Source organism: Paenibacillus hubeiensis, from assembly GCF_032334105.1.
In the GTDB taxonomy this organism is placed as follows: Bacteria; Bacillota; Bacilli; order Paenibacillales; family Paenibacillaceae; genus Paenibacillus; species Paenibacillus hubeiensis.
Map to the genome: position 1 here is coordinate 362346 of NZ_JAVYAE020000005.1, position 17479 is coordinate 379824.

The window sequence follows — 17479 nt, forward strand, 5'->3', positions numbered from 1 at the left end:
ATAACACAACTCTGCCTAAGATACGCCCTTCATCCGGGTTATCATCCATTGTGTAAGCTGAGACGTGGGTGCATCCAACATCACCTGCTCGGTTTCTGCCATGCTTTCGATGGCCCGATAATTTCGCGATGTTGCCAGATCCCGTTTGGGCGGATTGGCAACAAACTCGATGTTGCCGTCGCGCCGGTGAATGAAGCCCAGTTCTTCAAACACATCAAGCATCATCGTAATCATGCGTACAGAGCAGCTGCACTGCCGACTGAGTACAGGCGTAATTTCCTGTTCACCCACCGGTTCAGCTCCCCATTTGGACACCAGCACATACATGCGCTTAAAGAGCTCTCTGGAAGGCATCTGAAGTCGATCTCGGCGATTGTGGCCCGATCCATGCAGAAGGATGATATTCTCGGCTCCGCTGAACAACTTCAGCATCGCATCAAGCTGTTCCGGAGTTTCCGGCGTATCAAACACAAATAACGTCCGGACCTGCTCCTGTCCGTAGTGCTGCGCGGCAGCATTACGGGGTAACAACCCGACCTTCCTATCATATACCCAAAGGCATGGTTCATACAATGAATTTCCCATAGAAACATTCGTTTCTTGACGGACGATAACGCCGATCGAGCCGCTTGTATACCTCAGATGAACGTCGAAGGTACGCATAAACTGTTTCATTCCATTTAATGGATCGGCACTGCCGCGTAGATCGAAAACCTGTGCCTCGCTCACTGCCAGATCATGCAGCATAAATTGCGGCTTTCGCGTGCCATTCCACTCGTTAATGGAAAGTTCGCCCATCGCGTCGATGACGGTTCCGGGAAGCAGGAAGTCCGCCAAAGCCCCTTTGCCAAACGCAACAGCTTCAAGCTGCCAGCCCTCCTGCTCCAGCACCAGCTTCAGATGGCGTTTCTCGCGGCCCATCGTTCGGGTTTCTTTAATAGTGACCTTATTCAGCACAAAACGTGGCGATGGATTGCTCATGCCGAACGGCTGCAGTCTGTCTATTTCCTGAATGACTTTCAGCGGCACGTCACTGATCAAACAGTTATCGTCAGCGAGGCGTCGTGGAATGAAATCTTCCTCTTTCAAAACGCCAGCGGCATAATCGTTCAAGCCTCGCTCCAGCTCCACGAGCTGGTCCCGATGGAGCGTCATGCCCGCAGCTGCGGGATGGCCTCCATAATGGTCTAGCGTATGCTTGCACGCGGTTAGAGCCTCGTAGATGTCGAGCCCGTCGATGGATCGGGCCGATCCCTTGCACATCCCTGTTTCAGGGTCAATGCCCAGAATAAGCGTAGGGCGATAATATCGTTCCAGCAATTTGGAAGCCACAATACCAACCACACCCACGTTCCAGCCCTCTCCTGCCAACAGAATGACATGAGGAACCGAGCCTTGGCTCTGAATTTTGTGCTCCAGCATCGCCACCGCTTCCTGCACGATGCTTTCGACCACTTGTTGGCGTTCCCTGTTCAACAGATCGAGTTGACCGGCGAGCATATGCGCCTCATCCAGATTGTCTGTCGTAAGAAGGGACACCGCACGCCCCGCGTGATCCAGACGCCCGCTGGCATTGATTCGAGGAGCCATTGCAAACGCAATGTTCACAGAGGTCACCTGTTCCTGTTTAACCCCGCTGATCTCCAATAAGGCACTTACTCCGGGAAGGCGCGTATCGCGCATGGATTCGACGCCGTAACTTACGATGACCCGATTCTCCCCCTCCAAGGGCATGAGGTCCGCTACCGTGCCAATGGAAGCAATCTCCATCCATTCGCGCGGAACTTCCCCAATCAGCGCTTGGGCCAACTTCAGGGCGACTCCTGCACCTGCCAACCCCTTGAACGGGTAGCTGCATTGAGGGAGCTTCGGATTGATTAAAGCATAGGCTTCCGGCAATACTTCAGGCGGTTCATGGTGATCCGTCACGATGACTTCCATGCCCAGCGATGAGGCATACGCGATCTGCTCCACTGCGCTGATCCCGGTATCGACGGTAATGATCAGCGTGACTCCCTGCTGGTGTGCCCAATCCAATGCATGATTATGCAGCCCGTACCCTTCATTGGATCGATGAGGAATATAAATATCGTACGAGGCGCCCAAATGCCTCATCAAATGAATCATGAGTGAAGTGCTTGATACACCGTCGGCATCGTAATCTCCATAAATTAAAATATGCTCGCCGCGCTCCAGCGCCTGTTGGATGCGTGGTACGGCCTTATCCATGCCATGCAGCAAATAAGGATCATGCATCTGGCTCAGGTCCGGATGCAAAAACCGTTCCGCCTCTGCCTCTGTGAGCACTCCACGGCCCACGAGCAAACGTGCGACGAGCGGGGAAACGGAAAGCGCCTGCGAGAGTCCCGCAGCCGCCTCCGGTTCGATATCCGGCGTACTCCACCGGTATTGCGAATAAAGCAATGATAACGCTCCTTTCCTGCGCTGCACGATCAAGCGTCACTATTGGATCAATGTCGCTTCGTGATCAGGCAGCTCATGATTGGATTTATAGGGATAACCAGGGTCATAAGGAATCGCCTGAACCTGCACTTCCCTAACATGGTCGAAACGGGTCATTAGCAATGTTTTGGCACGGTTAGCTATTTCTTGCGCCTCCAGAATGGTGATTCTCGGATTAACGGTAATGATAAGGTCGATGGCAACGTAATGCCCTTGGTTTCTTGCAGACAAATGATCAATCGTAATCACGCCAAGCACGCGTTGAACCGTTTCCTGAAAGTCAATGGACTCTTCCTGTTCCAGTTCCTGCACGAGCGAACCGTACACCGTATCCACGATCATGCGGTATCCCTGATGCAGCACAAAGAAAGAAGCAATCAAAGATGCGGCCGGATCCATGTACAGCAGCGCGTCCCAACCCATCATTTCCCCGGTCAAGGAACCGGCAATGCCGATCATAACGACAAGCGAGCAATATAATGCGCGGCGATGCTGCTGCGCATACGCCAAGGCTTGCGGCTGGTTTCGTTTGCGGTAATATCTGTACTGAAAGTGAAATATCGCTTCCCGGATGGCCAAGGCAACTAGAACGGTAACAAGCGCCCACTGTCCCTTCATTTCGGGTACGCTGCCCGATAATGCCGACAGTGCCGAAAAAGCAATTTGCAACCCGCCCAAAAGAACAAGCACAGACAACACGACCGAAGTCCCTGGCCCGGCTACGCGCACATGATCCCGGGAAGCCGTTCCTCGGATTCGTTCCCCAGCCTTTTCAACCTTGGCCGGAAACAAGTCCGTCAGTGAAGATGCCGCCTGCGAGGCCGAATATAAACCATCGACAAGCAAAGACTTGCTTCCTGAAATATATCCAATCCCAGCCTTGATCACTGCGAGAACCATATTCCCGGCGATGCCGCTCCATGCCGCAGTGCGAACAGTTGGAATACGAGTTCTGGTCATGCTTAATCCCCCTTGTACGTGTACCTAAAGTTACAAAACCGCGCATGAAAGCGCGGCTTGAACATACATGTTTAGTTGGATGCTTTGGCAGCCGCTTTTGGCTTGCTGATTTGTTTGCCTTTCAGAACCAGCCAGAGCGGTGCAGCAATAAAGATGGAAGAATACGCGCCGAACAGTGTTCCGATGACCATGGCGAGCGAGAACATACGAATGGACTCCCCGCCGAAAATGAACAAACAGATGGAAGCGGCAAAAACGGTGAACGTTGTATTCAGGGAACGAGTCATCGTTTGAGCCAAACTGTTGTTTACCACCTGACGCAAATCGGCCTTCGACGTTTTTTTGGCGAACCGCATGTTTTCACGGATCCGGTCAAAAATAACGATCGTATCATTGATGGAGAAGCCGACAACGGTCAGTACGGCTGTAATGAACGTCAGGTCCACTTCCAACCGGAAAATGGAAAACACGCTGATGACGACAAATGCGTCATGGAAAAGCGAAATGACGGCGGCAAGGCCGAATCGCCATTCAAACCGGATCGCAACGTAGATCATGATCCCGATACTTGCGATCAGCACAGCGTAGATGGCATTCCGTTCCAATTCTTTGGCCATCTCCGGATCAACGGTATTCACCTCGTAAGAAGCGGTGGAATCCAATTTGCTGAATTCATCCTTGAACGTTTTTTCCTGAGTTTCATCAAGCTCTTTGGAAAAACGTACGTTTACTCGGTCAGTTCCCGTTGTTATTTGGACATCCCCGTTATCTGCACCAATGTCTTTGATGATCGGATTGATTTGTTCCGCTGTAATCGCTTTGGATACGGTGATGTCGACGTTTGAACCTGCACGGAAATCCACCGCATAGTTCAATCCAAGAGCAAGCAAGCTGACGATCCCCGCTATCGTTAACAGAATGGAGAAAGTATAAGCAAATTTGCTGCCTTTGATGTAGTCATAGTTCCAATTAAAGCGCACGAATTTCACTCTCCTTTACTCCGAAATACTTCGGTTTCTTCAGCAAGTTCGCTTTAACGAGCAGGCTGAGCAAGAAACGGGAGAAGTAAATATTCGTGATGATGCTGGTCACGATGTCGAAGATCAGCACGAGTGCAAAACCTTTGACCGCCCCGGTACCAAAGAAAAACATGACGCCAGCAGCAATGATTGTAGTGATGTTGGAGTCGATGATTGTGCGGAACGAGTGTTTCCCGCCGGCCTTCACTGCCGACATCACGGACTTGCCGCTCCGCATCTCCTCTTTGATCCGTTCGTACGTAATAATGTTGGCGTCGACCGCCATCCCGATCCCGAGAATAAAGGCCGCGATCCCTGGCAGCGTGAGCACGAATTCTCCCAAATAGAAGATGGCCAGCACAAGCCATGTGTGCACTATCAGCGAGAAACTTGCGACAAGGCCTGGTATACGGTACATTGCGATCATGAACGCCAGAATAATGACTGATGCGATAAGCCCCGCTTTAATCGTTTGATTCAAGGAAAGTTTACCCAGCGTTGCGCCAACGCTTTGCGAATACTTCTCGGTCAGCTTCAACGGCAAAGCGCCCAAGTTGATCGTATCGCGCAGCTGGTTCGCTTCCTCGCGCGTGTAACTGCCTGTAATCTGAGCGGATCCATCCGATAATTGCTGTTGCACCGTCGGTGCGGACAACAATTGATCATCCAAATAGATCGCCAGAGGCTGTCCAATCAAACGTTTCGTAATTTCCGCAAATTTGGCTTTGTCCTTCACCTGAATGTCGATCATCGGTTGGTTCAGTTGGTTAAACACCACTTTTGCGCCGTTCTCGACGAATTCGTTACCGCGAAGTTCGATTTTGCTGTACTCGCCTTCTTTGTCGTTCTCGCCTTTACTGCGGAACGTCAAAACGGCCGGCTCCTTCATTTTGGCCCTAACTTCGGCCTCGTCGGTAACTCCGGCAAGTTTCAAACGGATGCGGTTCGTTCCTTCCGTTGTGACCTCTGGCTCGCTGGTTCCGAGCGCGTTGGCACGACTTTCCAAACTTCTTGCGGTTTGCACCAGAGAAGCCTTGGAAACTTGCTGTCCTTGTTCCAGCGGCTCTGCTTCATATAAGATCTCGTAGCCTCCCTTTAAGTCAAGGCCCAAGCGCATATTTTTCAGCAGCTCCGGACTTGTCCCCACCATCACGCCAGCGGTGACAAGCACGACCAGAATGAAACTGACAATTCTTTTCATGCCGTTCCTAGATCCCCTTTCATTCTCAATATTCCTATTATAGCGATGCCGTAAAATGCAGTCAATTTTCAACAAAAAAAGATCCCTTTCGATTAGAAAGAGGACCCCCGGTAAGCAGCTACGGTCAAAAAGTTCATAAAGCTCGTTGCTTTCAGTGACAATATGTCGTTCACCAGCTGGTGCAGGGGCGGAATGCCCTGCTTCTCATATTTATGACTGACGCAGTTCCATACATCTTTGCTTGTCACATACTCGTATCCCACAAGCCGTAACTCCTCTGCTTTGCTTTGGCAGAGCAGCTCGATGGACTGTTCCAGTTCCGTATCGTTCATTTCTTCCACGGGGAGCGCCTCCCTTCCTTGCTCAAAAACCTTTCTGCGGCATCCTTGATACAACATTCGACTTCCACATGCCATATTCCTTCTTTGATTGGTTTGGTTCTTTTTGTAAATCGCCCGATCGTGTCATGAGAAGGTCATGGACTAGCATAGAATGAGACAACCAGGCTTTGTCCTGTCCGCGTAACCAACCTGTTACTTTTCAACCGGGAAAGAGGGGTCGCTTTGAAAAAGCAGACATTTATCCAAGGAGCCATGATCCTGCTCGCTGCTGGCATTATTAACCGGGTATTGGGCTTTATCCCGCGCATCGCGCTGCCGCGAGTCATCGGTGCAGAAGGGGTGGGCCTGTACCAACTGAGCTATCCTTTCTTTATTGTGCTGGTCACCCTGATCACCGGAGGCATTCCGCTCGCCATAGCCAAGCTTGTAGCCGAAGCGGATACGGGAGCAAATCGTTATTCTCCGCAGCGCATCCTGCAGGTCAGCTTAAGCTTCACGCTAACGCTGGGCGTTTTGTTCATGTTTCTCTGCATCGTTTTTGCCCCTTGGGTAACGCGTTACGTTCTCACGGACGAGCGTGTATACCACACCTTCGTCAGCATGAGTCCCATGATTGCGATCATAGCGGTGTCTGCCGTGTACCGGGGATACTTTCAGGGCAAACAGAACATGATCCCCAGCGCAGCTTCTTCCATCACCGAGACGATTGTACGCATTGTCTGCGTCATTTGGTTTTCCTGGCTGCTGGTTCCCCAAGGCATTGAACGGGCTGCAGCCGGCGCCATGCTGGGTGCGCTTGTCGGCGAGTTTGCAGGAATGCTCATTTTGCTGTGGAATTACGGCAGGGCCAAGAAAGAACAGAAGAGAACAGAAGTGCAACCGAAATCCCCCCTCCAAAACCAAGACGAAACGACAGGCAAAACGCCCATCGACTCGGCAGCCTCTCAAAAAGGGCTGATTCGCAGACTGCTCGCCATTTCGGTTCCCGTAACCGCAGGACGGTTGGTCGGATCCCTTTCTTATTTGGCCGAAACGATCGTTACCGCGCAAAGCCTCGCCCTTGCGGGGTTATCCAGAGGACTGGCCACGGCCCAGTACGGTGCGCTGCAAGGCATGATCATTCCTTTGCTGCTCCTGCCCGGCGCGCTGACGTCTTCGCTGGCGACCTCTCTTGTGCCTTCTTTGTCCGAAGCATCCGCCCAAGGCGATCGCGCACTCATACATAAGCGCATGCACCAGGCTTTGCGTCTGGCTCTGGTCACAGGGGCTCCGTTCTCGGTATTCATGTACGTGCTTGCGGAACCGCTGTGCCTTTTGATATACAATGACGCTTCGATTGGCAACATGCTGAAATTAATGGCTCCTTTTGCCCTGTTCATTTATATTCAGCCACCGCTGCAAGCGGCTCTTCAGGCCCTTGATCGGCCGGGCAAGGCGCTGCTCAATACATTCATCGGGGCGGTGATCAAAATCTCTCTGATTTTGCTGCTCGCTTCCCGTCCGGAATTTGGCATAATTGGCGCGGTTATCGCCATCTGCGTCAACTCCACCATCGTCACGTTCCTTCATGCCGGCAGTGTGCGCAAACTGCTCGCTTTTCGTTTCAAGCTTATGGACTGGACCAAAACCATTGCAGGCATGTTTATTATGGGTGCGGCGACGCTGCTCGTTTACGAGCAAACCGTTGTGCTGCTTCCTTTGTGGCTCAGGCTGATTATGGCTTCGATCGCAGGTTTGATCGTTTACTTTATCGTCATGGGCTTGACCCGCATGATCGACTTTCACGATCTGTCCCGCGCGCCCATCATTGGTTCGTGGTTCAATCGCCGTTTGCGGAAATGACTTTACTTCGGATCCTCTTTGGGACTTACGTAAATTTTTCCGTTATGGTCAATGGAACAAATGAAGACGTCCTTGAAATCAAGTATACCCTTCTGTTGAATCTCGTTTTTGAGCCAGAATCTGGTTTTCTGAATCAACTCCAGATTCTGGTCCTGAACTTTCCCATCCATGATCAGAGGCAGTGGCAAACCTTCGTATTTAATGTTTTGAAAACCGTCCACCTTATCTTTTCTCGGTTTCTGTATACTGTTGGAATTTAAATTGCCCCCTGTTGCAGACACGCTCCCGTTCTGATTTTTCGGGAAAACGGTAAGCTTGCCTGTCGTTTCCAAAATGGCGTATTCCACTTCGCTGATACTATCTATATTTTGCTCTCGAAGCTGCAGCAGCAAATCATCAAGGTTATAACGCTGTTTGCGCATTTCATCGCGATTCAACGTGCCCTTAGAAATCAACACCACGGGTTTGCCGTCGATCATCAAACGCAAACCACGGCTTTTGAGACTCATGTAGGCCATGGCGATCTGCATCACAAGCACCGTCAGCATGGGCACAATGCCGTGGAACAACGGCTTATCCGTGTCTTCGATAACAAATGCGGCAATTTCAGCAAGCATGATCGAGACGACCAGATCAAACATGGACAGCTTCCCGATTTCACGTTTGCCCATGACGCGAATGGCGCCATAAACAATAAAATACATCAGGATCGTTCTAAAAATATGTACTCCGATATCTGAAAGGTTCACAACAGGATTCCTCCCTTAATTATAAGTTGTAGTGAAGCCTGGAGCGTAATCCCTATTTTGGCCTGAACCTCACATGCTGATGCAGTTTTTCGATTGTTCATATAATGGAAAATCAGTTCATAAGTGGGGAGGCTTGACCATAAACTGTATTAATTTAAACTTGTACAAGGGGGTTGCTTTATGCAGCTGATTCGACGAATGAATCCGTTCCGATTGACCAATCCGATTTTGTCCGGTCTTTGTCATGCATTCGTGTGGATGTTTCTGGGGGCGTTGATTCTCTCTTGTTTCCTCTGGATGACGGACATGCAGGAACAAGACCTCTCCAGGTATACTTACATCGTTCACGCCGTCTCCTTATTGATCGGTGGTTTTCTGGCCGGCAAACGCTCTGGTGAAAAGGGGTGGTACCATGGCGGAATTACCGGTATTATTTATGGTGTTATCGTGTTGTTGATCGGTTTTTTGGCACTGGATGCCGTGATTAACTGGAAAGACGGACTACAGCTCGCAAGCGCGTTCGTCATTTCCGCTCTGGGTGGCATCTTTGGAGTAAATATACGCAAATCATGAAATAAACGACGAAACCGGCGGGGAAAGTCGTCAGATCATTTTCTATCAAACGTTCATCACAAACAAAAAGAGAAAGGGAGCTCCCGAGGAGCTCCCTTTCTCTCATGAAAAATGCCTGTCTGCTTTATTCCGCAGTTTCCCGGCTTACGGCGCTGCTGATGGCATTGCGGTCAAACGTCAGCTTCGTGACATCGTTTACACGCAATACAACCGTATCATCCGTGATTTCGGCAATGGTGCCGTGCAGGCCGCCAATCGTTACGATCTTGTCGCCTTTTTTCAGACGGCCCAACATGGCGTTGCGTTCTTTTTGTTTTTTGTTCTGAGGACGAATCATCAGAAAGTAGAAAATGGCCACCATGAGCACCAGTGGCACGATCAGGCCGAGAATTCCGCCTCCGCCTGCCGCTGCGCTCGCAGTCATTCCTTGAAACATATGGACTCCCCCTTATCAGCTTTTCACCAATTCGTTCGTGGCTCCCAGGTTCCGCAAAACCCGATCAGAACCCTTTCTCATTGTTGTGCAGACCGTATTGATCGAAAAATTCATCCCGGAAATCAAGCAGACGATCTTCCATGATCGCTTTCCGCACATTGCGCATCAAATTCTGCAAGAAGTGAAGATTATGGATGGTGGTCAACCGCAAGCCAAACGTTTCATCCGCTTTGATCAGGTGACGCAAGTATGCTCTGGAGTAGTTCCGGCAAGTATAGCAATCACACTCGGGGTCAAGCGGGCCGAAATCGGTTGCGAACTGCGCATTCCGAACGACCAGGCGTCCCTGACTTGTCATCGTAGTTCCGTTACGGGCAATCCGTGTAGGCAGTACACAGTCGAACATGTCCACTCCCCGAATCGATCCCTCAATCAATGCATCGGGCGAACCTACCCCCATCAAATACCGTGGTTTATTGGACGGCAGCAAAGGTACCGTATAATCCAATACACCATACATTAAATGTTTGGGTTCTCCGACACTCAGTCCACCAATAGCATACCCCGGGAAATCCATGGAAGTCAAATCCGCAGCGCTCTGTCTCCGCAGGTCCTCGTGCATGCCCCCTTGAACGATGGCAAACAATCCTTGGTCATGCGGTCTGGCATGGCTTTCCAGACAACGTTCCGCCCAGCGGCTCGTCCGCTCCAGCGACTTTTTCACGTATTCGTATTCGGCCGGGTAAGGAGGACACTCGTCAAACGCCATCATGATATCGGAGCCGAGTGCATTTTGAACCTCCATAGCTACTTCGGGGGACAAAAACTTTTTGTCTCCGTTCAGATGGGAACGGAAGTGAACGCCTTCCTCGGTAATTTTGCGCATCTCGCTGAGCGAGAATACTTGGAATCCGCCGCTATCCGTCAAAATGGGGCGATCCCAGTTCATAAATTTATGCAGTCCGCCAGCCTGGCGTATGATCTCATGTCCTGGTCTAAGGAAGAGATGATACGTGTTGCTCAGGATGATCTGGGCATCCATCTCCTTCAATTCTTCCGGGCTCATCGTTTTTACGGTTGCCTGTGTACCGACAGGCATAAAGGTAGGTGTTTCAATGATCCCGTGAGGCGTGTGGACACGTCCAAGACGCGCGCCTGACTGTTTGCAAGTTTTAATATGTTCATACGTAATGGCTGCCATCGTTTATAATCATCCTCTGAAAAATATTCGTAAATTCCGCCGAATCAATAGATCAGCATGGCGTCGCCAAAACTGAAAAACCGATACCGCTCGCGGATCGCTTCCGCGTATGCATCCATAATGTGTTCCCTGCCGGCAAGCGCACTGACCAGCATGACCAGCGTCGACTTCGGCAAATGGAAATTTGTCAGCATGCCATCAATGACTTTGAAGGAATAGCCCGGATAAATGAAAATGCTCGTCCAGCCGCTGCTTTCCTTAAGCAAGCCGTCCTCGGACTGGCTGCCTACCGTTTCCAACGTACGACAACTCGTCGTGCCAACGGCGAATACGCGGTTACCCCTCTTTTTCGTGTCATTGATCAAATCGGCCGTTTCCTGAGACAAAGAATAGTACTCCTCATGCATCACATGCTCTTCAACGACATCCACGGACATCGGCCGGAATGTTCCCAAACCGACGTGCAGCGTGATGAAAGCAATGTTGACGCCTTTCGCGCGGATGCGGTCGAGCAGTTCATCGGTAAAATGCAGGCCCGCCGTCGGTGCCGCAGCCGATCCTTCATGCTTCGCATATACCGTCTGGTACCGCTCCCGATCATCAAGGGTCTCCTTGATGTACGGGGGAAGCGGCATCTCTCCCAAGCGGTCCAAAATCTCCTGAAAAATGCCGGTATACATAAAGGTGAGCATTCGGGCACCCATTTCGCCTTCTTCGTCGATCACGGCCTTCAGCTCATCGCTGAATACGATGACCGATCCCGCTTTCAGCTTTTTCCCTGGTTTGACCAGCGCTTCCCAGCGGTCTCCCTCCACATTTTTGAGCAAAAGCACTTCGGCTTTGGCTCCGGTGTCCTGCTTTGTTCCGAACAACCGTGCAGGGAGGACACGGGTATCATTCAATACAAGCGTGTCTCCCGGCTCAAAAAAGTCGATAATATCCGGAAACTTGCGGTGGTGAACCTCGCCCGTTTCCTTGTTCAACGTAAGCAGCCGGGACGCCGTGCGCTCAAGCAATGGCGTCTGCGCGATCAGCTCTTCCGGCAGTTCAAAATTATATAGATCCACATTCATCTTAAATTCATTCCTTAACAATAGTCGCATTTTGGTAATAGTGTTTCAAAATGGCCTGGTAATCATACCCTTCATCCGCCATGCCTTTGGCACCCCACTGGGACAACCCCAGACCATGGCCATTGCCCTGACCGATAAACATGAAGGTTTGGCCTTGGGTTACGGCTCTGGCCGTTCCGTCCCCGCTCATGACGACGAGTGCGTTTCCGGACGATGTGCCCGTCCCGGAAGCCGATAACACGGCTGCGCCGTTCGCCCCGGTTTTGCTGGCTTGCACGCCGTCAGCGCCTAATACAGTATAACTTCCGGTCCCGGCAATATCAAATAATGTGCTCGGCAACCCGCCCAATGCAGAACGATAGGTGTCCGCATATTTCACGGTCATCGCCTGTCCGTTGGCACTGACTTCGAGCGCCCTTCCCGACGGCCCCCGTTTCGTTACCTCCAACGTGGAGATGGCTGACGGTACCGAGGATGTCGTTTTGCCTTGAAGGGTTTTGACTAGTTGAGCTGAAGTAAACGGGCCTCTTACCCAGGAATACGTATTTGATTCAGGCACTTTCGCCAAAACTACGGCTTCGTTGCCTGGATTCATTTTTGCCACCGGGTTCACATTGGACTGGATCATCGGAATCGGTCGCACGTTGGTATTTTGGGCCGTAACCGTTACTTTGGATAGCCCTGCATTCGTTTGGGAAGAGAGTTCCTTCACGTTGTCTTCGCGTATATATCCGCTGACCCCCGAGCTAAGAAGCACGTGATACCACGTATGCAGTCCTGCCTGGGCCGCAACATCTCCCGAGCTGTCAACCGTATTGAATACACCTTCTGCGCCGTTCCAAACTTCGGAAGGATGTGCCGTCTGCCCGCCCGCATTGGACGAGAACACAGCCTCGACGATTTTACCGCCACTCTTGACCACTTCGCCCGCGGTCGCATCGACGGCGCTGTTTACTTTGTCATTCTCGGATCCCATTCCGTTGTACGCCTGGCTGAGCGTTGTATCCACGACATTGGCAATCTTGAAGCGGTCACCCTGCTGAAGCGCATAGGAGCGCGCTGCTACAGCCTGAGCTTTTAACGCCTCTGCCGGCCACGAGGAATACACTTCTGCGCCCACGACTGAATACAGGTATTGCTCCAGCGGTACAACGTTGACCAGAGCCAGGTCCCCGTTTACGATGCTGACTTCCATATCGCCGCGGTAGGTCCGCTGTGAACGCTCCGCGACTTTGATTCCGCTGCCGTCTCCCTGTACCAAAGCTTTGGCATTGGTGCCTGCCATCGTATAATGTGCTGCCGTTTTGAGAGCATCCAGGCTGAGTCCTGCATCCGTACGGATGATCAGCCCGGGTTGACCGTCATTCACTGCAGATAAACTCAAACCAGGTGCTTGAGCATCAACCGTTGTTTTCAGTGCCGCAAGCTCTGCATCCGTGGAGGCTTCGCCCACCCAAACCGCGTATCCCGAAGCATTTGCCCCCAATTGGAGCACAGGATAAGCCGTAATGCCTGCCGACAGCAAAGTCGCCTGTGCTGCCTGCGCCTCCTCAAGCGAACTGTACGTGCCCGTCGTCAGCCGTTTGCTTCCGGTAACCACCGGTTTCTGGCCGCCAAGTTGGGCTGCAGCCGTGTTTTGGACACGGGCTACGGCTTGTCCGGCCTGCGCTGCTGTCGCATAATTGCCTGTATACAGCTGATAGGTCTCTTTGCCGTTGACCGTTGTTGTAAACAGCAGCGGCGTGTCCGCAGTGGCCTGTAACCGTTTAGCCGCAGCCGACGCCGTTTGGAAATCAGTCGTTTCCAGCACTTTAACCCTATAACCGTCCGCGCTGAATCGGATTTGCCCTGCAGGGATGCTTAAGTTGGCTCCGCCGCCAGAACCAATGCTCCATTTTCCCGTGGATTCCAGCGTAATAAGCGGTGTTGTCGATTTGTACGTGCTTCCCAGGTTCGCAAACATCGCAACCCGGATCGTTTGGCCGTCGCTTTCTGCCGCATAGGCAGGCAACTGCAGGCATCCCGCAGTCAGCAATGCCGCCGCAAAAACCTTAATGCGTCTGCTCCACTTGTTCCGATTCCTCGCTCTTCCCACAATCAAACTCCTCTCCATGCTATATCCATTGGATTATCGGAAATATGCGTCCTGCTTATGAGCTGCTTTTTATCGTTGATGTTGCGTCAGATGCTCCATCCAACCATTACTTCCCGTCCCTTGGCGGAAGGGGAATGCCCAGGTGGTGATACGCCAAATCCGTCACCACCCTGCCCCTCGGAGTTCGTTGAAGCATGCCGATCTGCAGCAAATAAGGCTCGTATACGTCCTCAATCGTTTGGCTCTCTTCCCCGATGGTGGCAGCTATCGTATCCAGCCCGACCGGGCCTCCTTTGAAACTTTGAATCATGGATTTGAGCATCTTATGGTCGATTTCGTCCAACCCTCTCGGGTCGATCTGCAAACGTTTCAACGCCTCTTCTGCCAAAGCCTGCGTAATCATGCCGTCCCCCCGCACTTGGGCGAAATCCCGTACCCTTTTCAAAAGACGGTTAGCAATCCGCGGCGTACCGCGAGAACGAAGAGCAATCTCCTCTGCCGCATCGCCCACGATGTCGACGCCAAGAATTTCCGAAGCCCTCGACACGATAAACGCAAGTTCATCCACCGTGTAAAATTCCAAACGACTGATCACGCCGAAACGATCGCGGAGCGGAGCCGACAACAATCCTGCACGCGTCGTTGCACCGATCAGCGTAAATGGAGGCAAATCGAGACGCACGGAACGTGCACTCGGACCTTTGCCGATCATAATATCCAGCGCAAAATCCTCCATGGCCGGGTACATGACTTCTTCCACGGTACGATGCAAGCGGTGAATCTCGTCAATGAACAAGACGTCACCTTCCTGCAGGTTGGTCAAAAGCGCAGCCAAGTCTCCTGGACGTTCAATCGCAGGGCCCGATGTTGTTCTTAGATTCACGCCGAGCTCGTTCGCGATAATATTGGCCAGCGTTGTTTTCCCCAGTCCGGGAGGACCGTACAACAGCACGTGGTCCAACGCTTCATTACGCATTTTTGCGGCTTCGATGTATATTTTCAAATTTTCCTTGACCTGATTCTGTCCGATATACTCGTTCAAATACCGGGGACGCAGGCTCAGCTCCACAGCTTGGTCCTCCATCATCAGGTTGGCGGAAATAATCCGGTCTTCCATGTTATATCCCTACCTTCTTTGCTGGCTGCTTGGTTGACTTGGTTGTCTGAAATGGTCTGTCACCGATCAGCTCGCTATCCTTTAAACAGCATCTGCAGCGCCCGCTTCATCAGCACATCCACCGAATCTGCCGCAGTGGCGTCTTTTTTGAGCTTCAGCCATACTTTATCCAGCTCGCTGTCCGTGTAACCCAATGCCTTCAAGCCTTCTCGAGCTTCATCCCACGCAGACCCGCTGCCCTGTTCCTCCGACGGAGGGGCAAACAACCCTGTCGCCAATGCAGCCGTACCGAAGCCGTCCAATTTGTCCTTCAGGTCCAAAATCATGCGCTGTGCCGTCTTTTTGCCGATTCCCGGCAATTTGGTCAGGAACGTAATGTTCTCTTGATAAATCGCCGTAACGACATGCTCAGGCGTTCCCCCTGCCAGAATCCCCAATGCAACCCGCGGCCCGATGCCGGATACCTCAATCAATTTGCGGAAAAGACGCTGCTCATCCCGGGATGCAAAACCAAACAAAAGGATTGCGTCTTCACGTACATGGTGATGAATATACACCGTGATTTCCCCTTCTTGTTTGGCAAAAACAAAGGGATTAGGGCAGAACACGCGATACCCCACTCCATGCACATCCAACACAATATATTCATTCTCCACAAGCACAAACTGTCCTCTAAGAAAATCTATCATTTTCGCAATACCTCATTCAACTTGTTATTTAGTGTGTATGAGTGGGCGTGACAAACGGCTACGGCCAGCGCATCCGCCACGTCGTCCGGTTTCGGAATGGCCTGCAAACGCAAAAACATACGAACCATCTCCTGCACCTGGCGTTTCTCCGCCTTGCCGTAACCCACGATGGCCTGTTTAATTTGCATTGGCGTATATTCCGCGATCGGCAGCCCTTTCTGAGCTGCTGCAAGCACCATGACCCCTCTCGCTTGGCTGACCGACATGGCTGTCGTCACGTTTCGGTTAAAAAACAACTTCTCCAGCGCAATCGCATCCGGTTTATATTTATCAATCAACTGCACCATGCCCTCATACACATGAAGCAGCCGTTCTTCTTCGGGCGTATGAGCCTCGGTTTGAATGCAGCCGTACTGCACAGGCTTTACCTGGCTTCCGATTTTGTCCACAAAACCAAAGCCGACAATCGCTATCCCCGGGTCGATCCCCAAAAAACGCAAAACCATCTCTCCCTTACAATAAAGCGAACATATGTATCGTTCATTTCATTATAACAAAGTTTATGATCCTGCGGCAGGAAAAACTTTGTCGAGACGATGATGCCGCAACATTTGATGAGTTTCGATCATTTTCAACAATGCAAAAAAGGCATCCGACGATGCCTTGGCACACTCCACCTATTATGTTGGTTTGTTTTTACCCGCCGCTTTGCACAGGCTGTGCTGCTTCATACTCCCGATCGAGGGCATAATCGCTAAATGTGGAGATCACACTGTTATATTCATCTTTGTCCTGTACGCGTATCCCTTGCTGCAATTGTTCCAATACCCCTTCCGGCAAAGAAGATTCGAGGGAACCCACATCCATTTGAAAAAATGTCCGGATGACTTTCTCCTTGGTTGGACGTCCTTCATATAAATTTAAATTCCCTACGGCATCGACGCTGATATACGCCTTCTCTTTGCACAACGGTGAAAGATCGTCAATCTGTTGACTGACTTGAACAAGATCAGTACTTTTCAATTCGGGCTCCCATTCAGGATGCTGAAGCAACAATGCTTCTAGCTGCGAATTCGTTAAACGCCCCAACTGCTCCGTTTCAATCCCGCAAATATAACGTGTCTCGAGGACAACCCGAGTTAACCGATCTGGGTCCGTTCCCAATTGCTTCAACACCATTTGCGCTTTTTCCGTCACCATTGCTTCCGGTTCGGCAAGCCCCATAACAGCCTTAGCCTCACCGAAATGGGTTGTCAGCAGCCGCTGAACATGCGAAGAGATGGACAATCCACTACCCGCCAACACCGTGATCGTTATCAAAGCTACAGCCATCCATGCTGTGCGTTTCCATCGACGCCAACGTCGCTTTAATTGTTTTCTGAGCTTAAATGTGTTCACATGAACCCCTTCTATCCCTGTTTTAAGGATATTGTGACCGAAAGGGCTCAGCTTTATGCAAAATAAAACAGTTTCTCTCATGGAAAACAATAAAGACGGACTATCTATTATGATAGTCCGTCTTTCGAAAGATCGGGATGACACGATTTGAACATGCGACCCCCTGGTCCCAAACCAGGTGCTCTACCAAGCTGAGCTACATCCCGTTAAATACCGGTGAGAGGACTCGAACCTCCACGGGTCTCCCCACTCGATTTTGAGTCGAGCGCGTCTGCCATTCCGCCACACCGGCTTATTTAATTAAATGGCGCGCCCTGAGAGA

Annotated in this window: 16 protein-coding genes and 2 tRNA genes; 2 read left to right on the forward strand and 16 right to left on the reverse strand. The window is 51.2% G+C overall.

Annotated features, from left to right (window positions below; all coding sequences use genetic code 11):
• Nucleotides 1-15: 15 nt before the first annotated feature.
• The 5 genes from recJ to RSX24_RS16870 all read right to left on the reverse strand — a co-directional run bounded on the left by recJ (nucleotide 16) and on the right by RSX24_RS16870 (nucleotide 5975).
• Entirely contained in the window at nucleotides 16-2424 is a 2409-nt protein-coding gene (gene recJ / locus RSX24_RS16850) for a single-stranded-DNA-specific exonuclease RecJ (protein WP_343261249.1), read from the reverse strand.
• Between the two features lie 39 nt (nucleotides 2425-2463).
• Complete coding sequence (locus RSX24_RS16855) at nucleotides 2464-3423, reverse strand: cation diffusion facilitator family transporter (RefSeq protein WP_343261250.1); 960 nt, start codon at nucleotides 3421-3423, stop codon at nucleotides 2464-2466.
• Nucleotides 3424-3494: 71 nt separating this feature from the next.
• Entirely contained in the window at nucleotides 3495-4403 is a 909-nt protein-coding gene (gene secF, locus RSX24_RS16860; protein ID WP_236415433.1) for a protein translocase subunit SecF, read from the reverse strand.
• Complete coding sequence (secD, locus tag RSX24_RS16865) at nucleotides 4393-5643, reverse strand: protein translocase subunit SecD (protein ID WP_339274269.1); 1251 nt, start codon at nucleotides 5641-5643, stop codon at nucleotides 4393-4395. Before secD ends, secF begins: the two co-directional genes overlap by 11 nt.
• A gap of 92 nt (nucleotides 5644-5735) precedes the next feature.
• Nucleotides 5736-5975: a post-transcriptional regulator gene (locus RSX24_RS16870; RefSeq protein ID WP_236415823.1), complete on the reverse strand. Its 240-nt coding sequence runs from the start codon at nucleotides 5973-5975 to the stop codon at nucleotides 5736-5738.
• Between the two features lie 231 nt (nucleotides 5976-6206).
• Here RSX24_RS16870 and spoVB point away from each other — a divergent pair, with 231 nt between their 5' ends.
• A complete protein-coding gene (gene spoVB / locus RSX24_RS16875; protein WP_343261251.1) occupies nucleotides 6207-7826 on the forward strand; it encodes a stage V sporulation protein B in 1620 nt (539 codons plus the stop codon).
• A 2-nt stretch (nucleotides 7827-7828) separates the two neighbouring features.
• Here the strand turns inward: spoVB and RSX24_RS16880 are convergent, their stop codons facing one another.
• Entirely contained in the window at nucleotides 7829-8530 is a 702-nt protein-coding gene (locus RSX24_RS16880) for a DUF421 domain-containing protein (RefSeq protein WP_339278470.1), read from the reverse strand.
• Between the two features lie 225 nt (nucleotides 8531-8755).
• On the opposite strand from RSX24_RS16880, the gene RSX24_RS16885 reads away from it, so the two are divergent.
• Complete coding sequence (locus RSX24_RS16885) at nucleotides 8756-9148, forward strand: TIGR04086 family membrane protein (protein ID WP_343261252.1); 393 nt, start codon at nucleotides 8756-8758, stop codon at nucleotides 9146-9148.
• A gap of 124 nt (nucleotides 9149-9272) precedes the next feature.
• Here the strand turns inward: RSX24_RS16885 and yajC are convergent, their stop codons facing one another.
• The 10 genes from yajC to RSX24_RS16935 all read right to left on the reverse strand — a co-directional run bounded on the left by yajC (nucleotide 9273) and on the right by RSX24_RS16935 (nucleotide 17449).
• Complete coding sequence (yajC, locus tag RSX24_RS16890; protein WP_236415427.1) at nucleotides 9273-9584, reverse strand: preprotein translocase subunit YajC; 312 nt, start codon at nucleotides 9582-9584, stop codon at nucleotides 9273-9275.
• 64 nt (nucleotides 9585-9648) lie between these two features.
• A complete protein-coding gene (gene tgt, locus RSX24_RS16895) occupies nucleotides 9649-10785 on the reverse strand; it encodes a tRNA guanosine(34) transglycosylase Tgt (protein WP_236415426.1) in 1137 nt (378 codons plus the stop codon).
• A gap of 44 nt (nucleotides 10786-10829) precedes the next feature.
• Nucleotides 10830-11858: a tRNA preQ1(34) S-adenosylmethionine ribosyltransferase-isomerase QueA gene (queA, locus tag RSX24_RS16900; protein ID WP_236415425.1), complete on the reverse strand. Its 1029-nt coding sequence runs from the start codon at nucleotides 11856-11858 to the stop codon at nucleotides 10830-10832.
• 7 nt (nucleotides 11859-11865) lie between these two features.
• A complete protein-coding gene (locus RSX24_RS16905; RefSeq protein WP_438286850.1) occupies nucleotides 11866-13956 on the reverse strand; it encodes a SpoIID/LytB domain-containing protein in 2091 nt (696 codons plus the stop codon).
• Nucleotides 13957-14059: 103 nt separating this feature from the next.
• A complete protein-coding gene (ruvB, locus tag RSX24_RS16910; RefSeq protein ID WP_236415422.1) occupies nucleotides 14060-15070 on the reverse strand; it encodes a Holliday junction branch migration DNA helicase RuvB in 1011 nt (336 codons plus the stop codon).
• A 74-nt stretch (nucleotides 15071-15144) separates the two neighbouring features.
• Nucleotides 15145-15759 carry a Holliday junction branch migration protein RuvA gene (gene ruvA, locus RSX24_RS16915; RefSeq protein WP_236415420.1) on the reverse strand — a complete coding sequence of 205 codons (615 nt, stop codon included), beginning with the start codon at nucleotides 15757-15759 and terminating at the stop codon, nucleotides 15145-15147.
• Nucleotides 15756-16259, reverse strand: a complete 504-nt coding sequence (gene ruvC, locus RSX24_RS16920) for a crossover junction endodeoxyribonuclease RuvC (protein ID WP_236415418.1) — start codon at nucleotides 16257-16259, stop codon at nucleotides 15756-15758. The genes ruvA and ruvC overlap by 4 nt, the downstream gene beginning before the upstream one ends.
• Nucleotides 16260-16455: 196 nt before the next feature.
• Entirely contained in the window at nucleotides 16456-17091 is a 636-nt protein-coding gene (locus RSX24_RS16925) for a BofC C-terminal domain-containing protein (protein WP_343261254.1), read from the reverse strand.
• A gap of 198 nt (nucleotides 17092-17289) precedes the next feature.
• Nucleotides 17290-17363: transfer RNA gene (locus RSX24_RS16930), tRNA-Pro, on the reverse strand.
• 5 nt (nucleotides 17364-17368) lie between these two features.
• Nucleotides 17369-17449 (reverse strand) — tRNA-Leu (locus RSX24_RS16935).
• Between the last annotated feature and the right edge of the window lie 30 nt (nucleotides 17450-17479).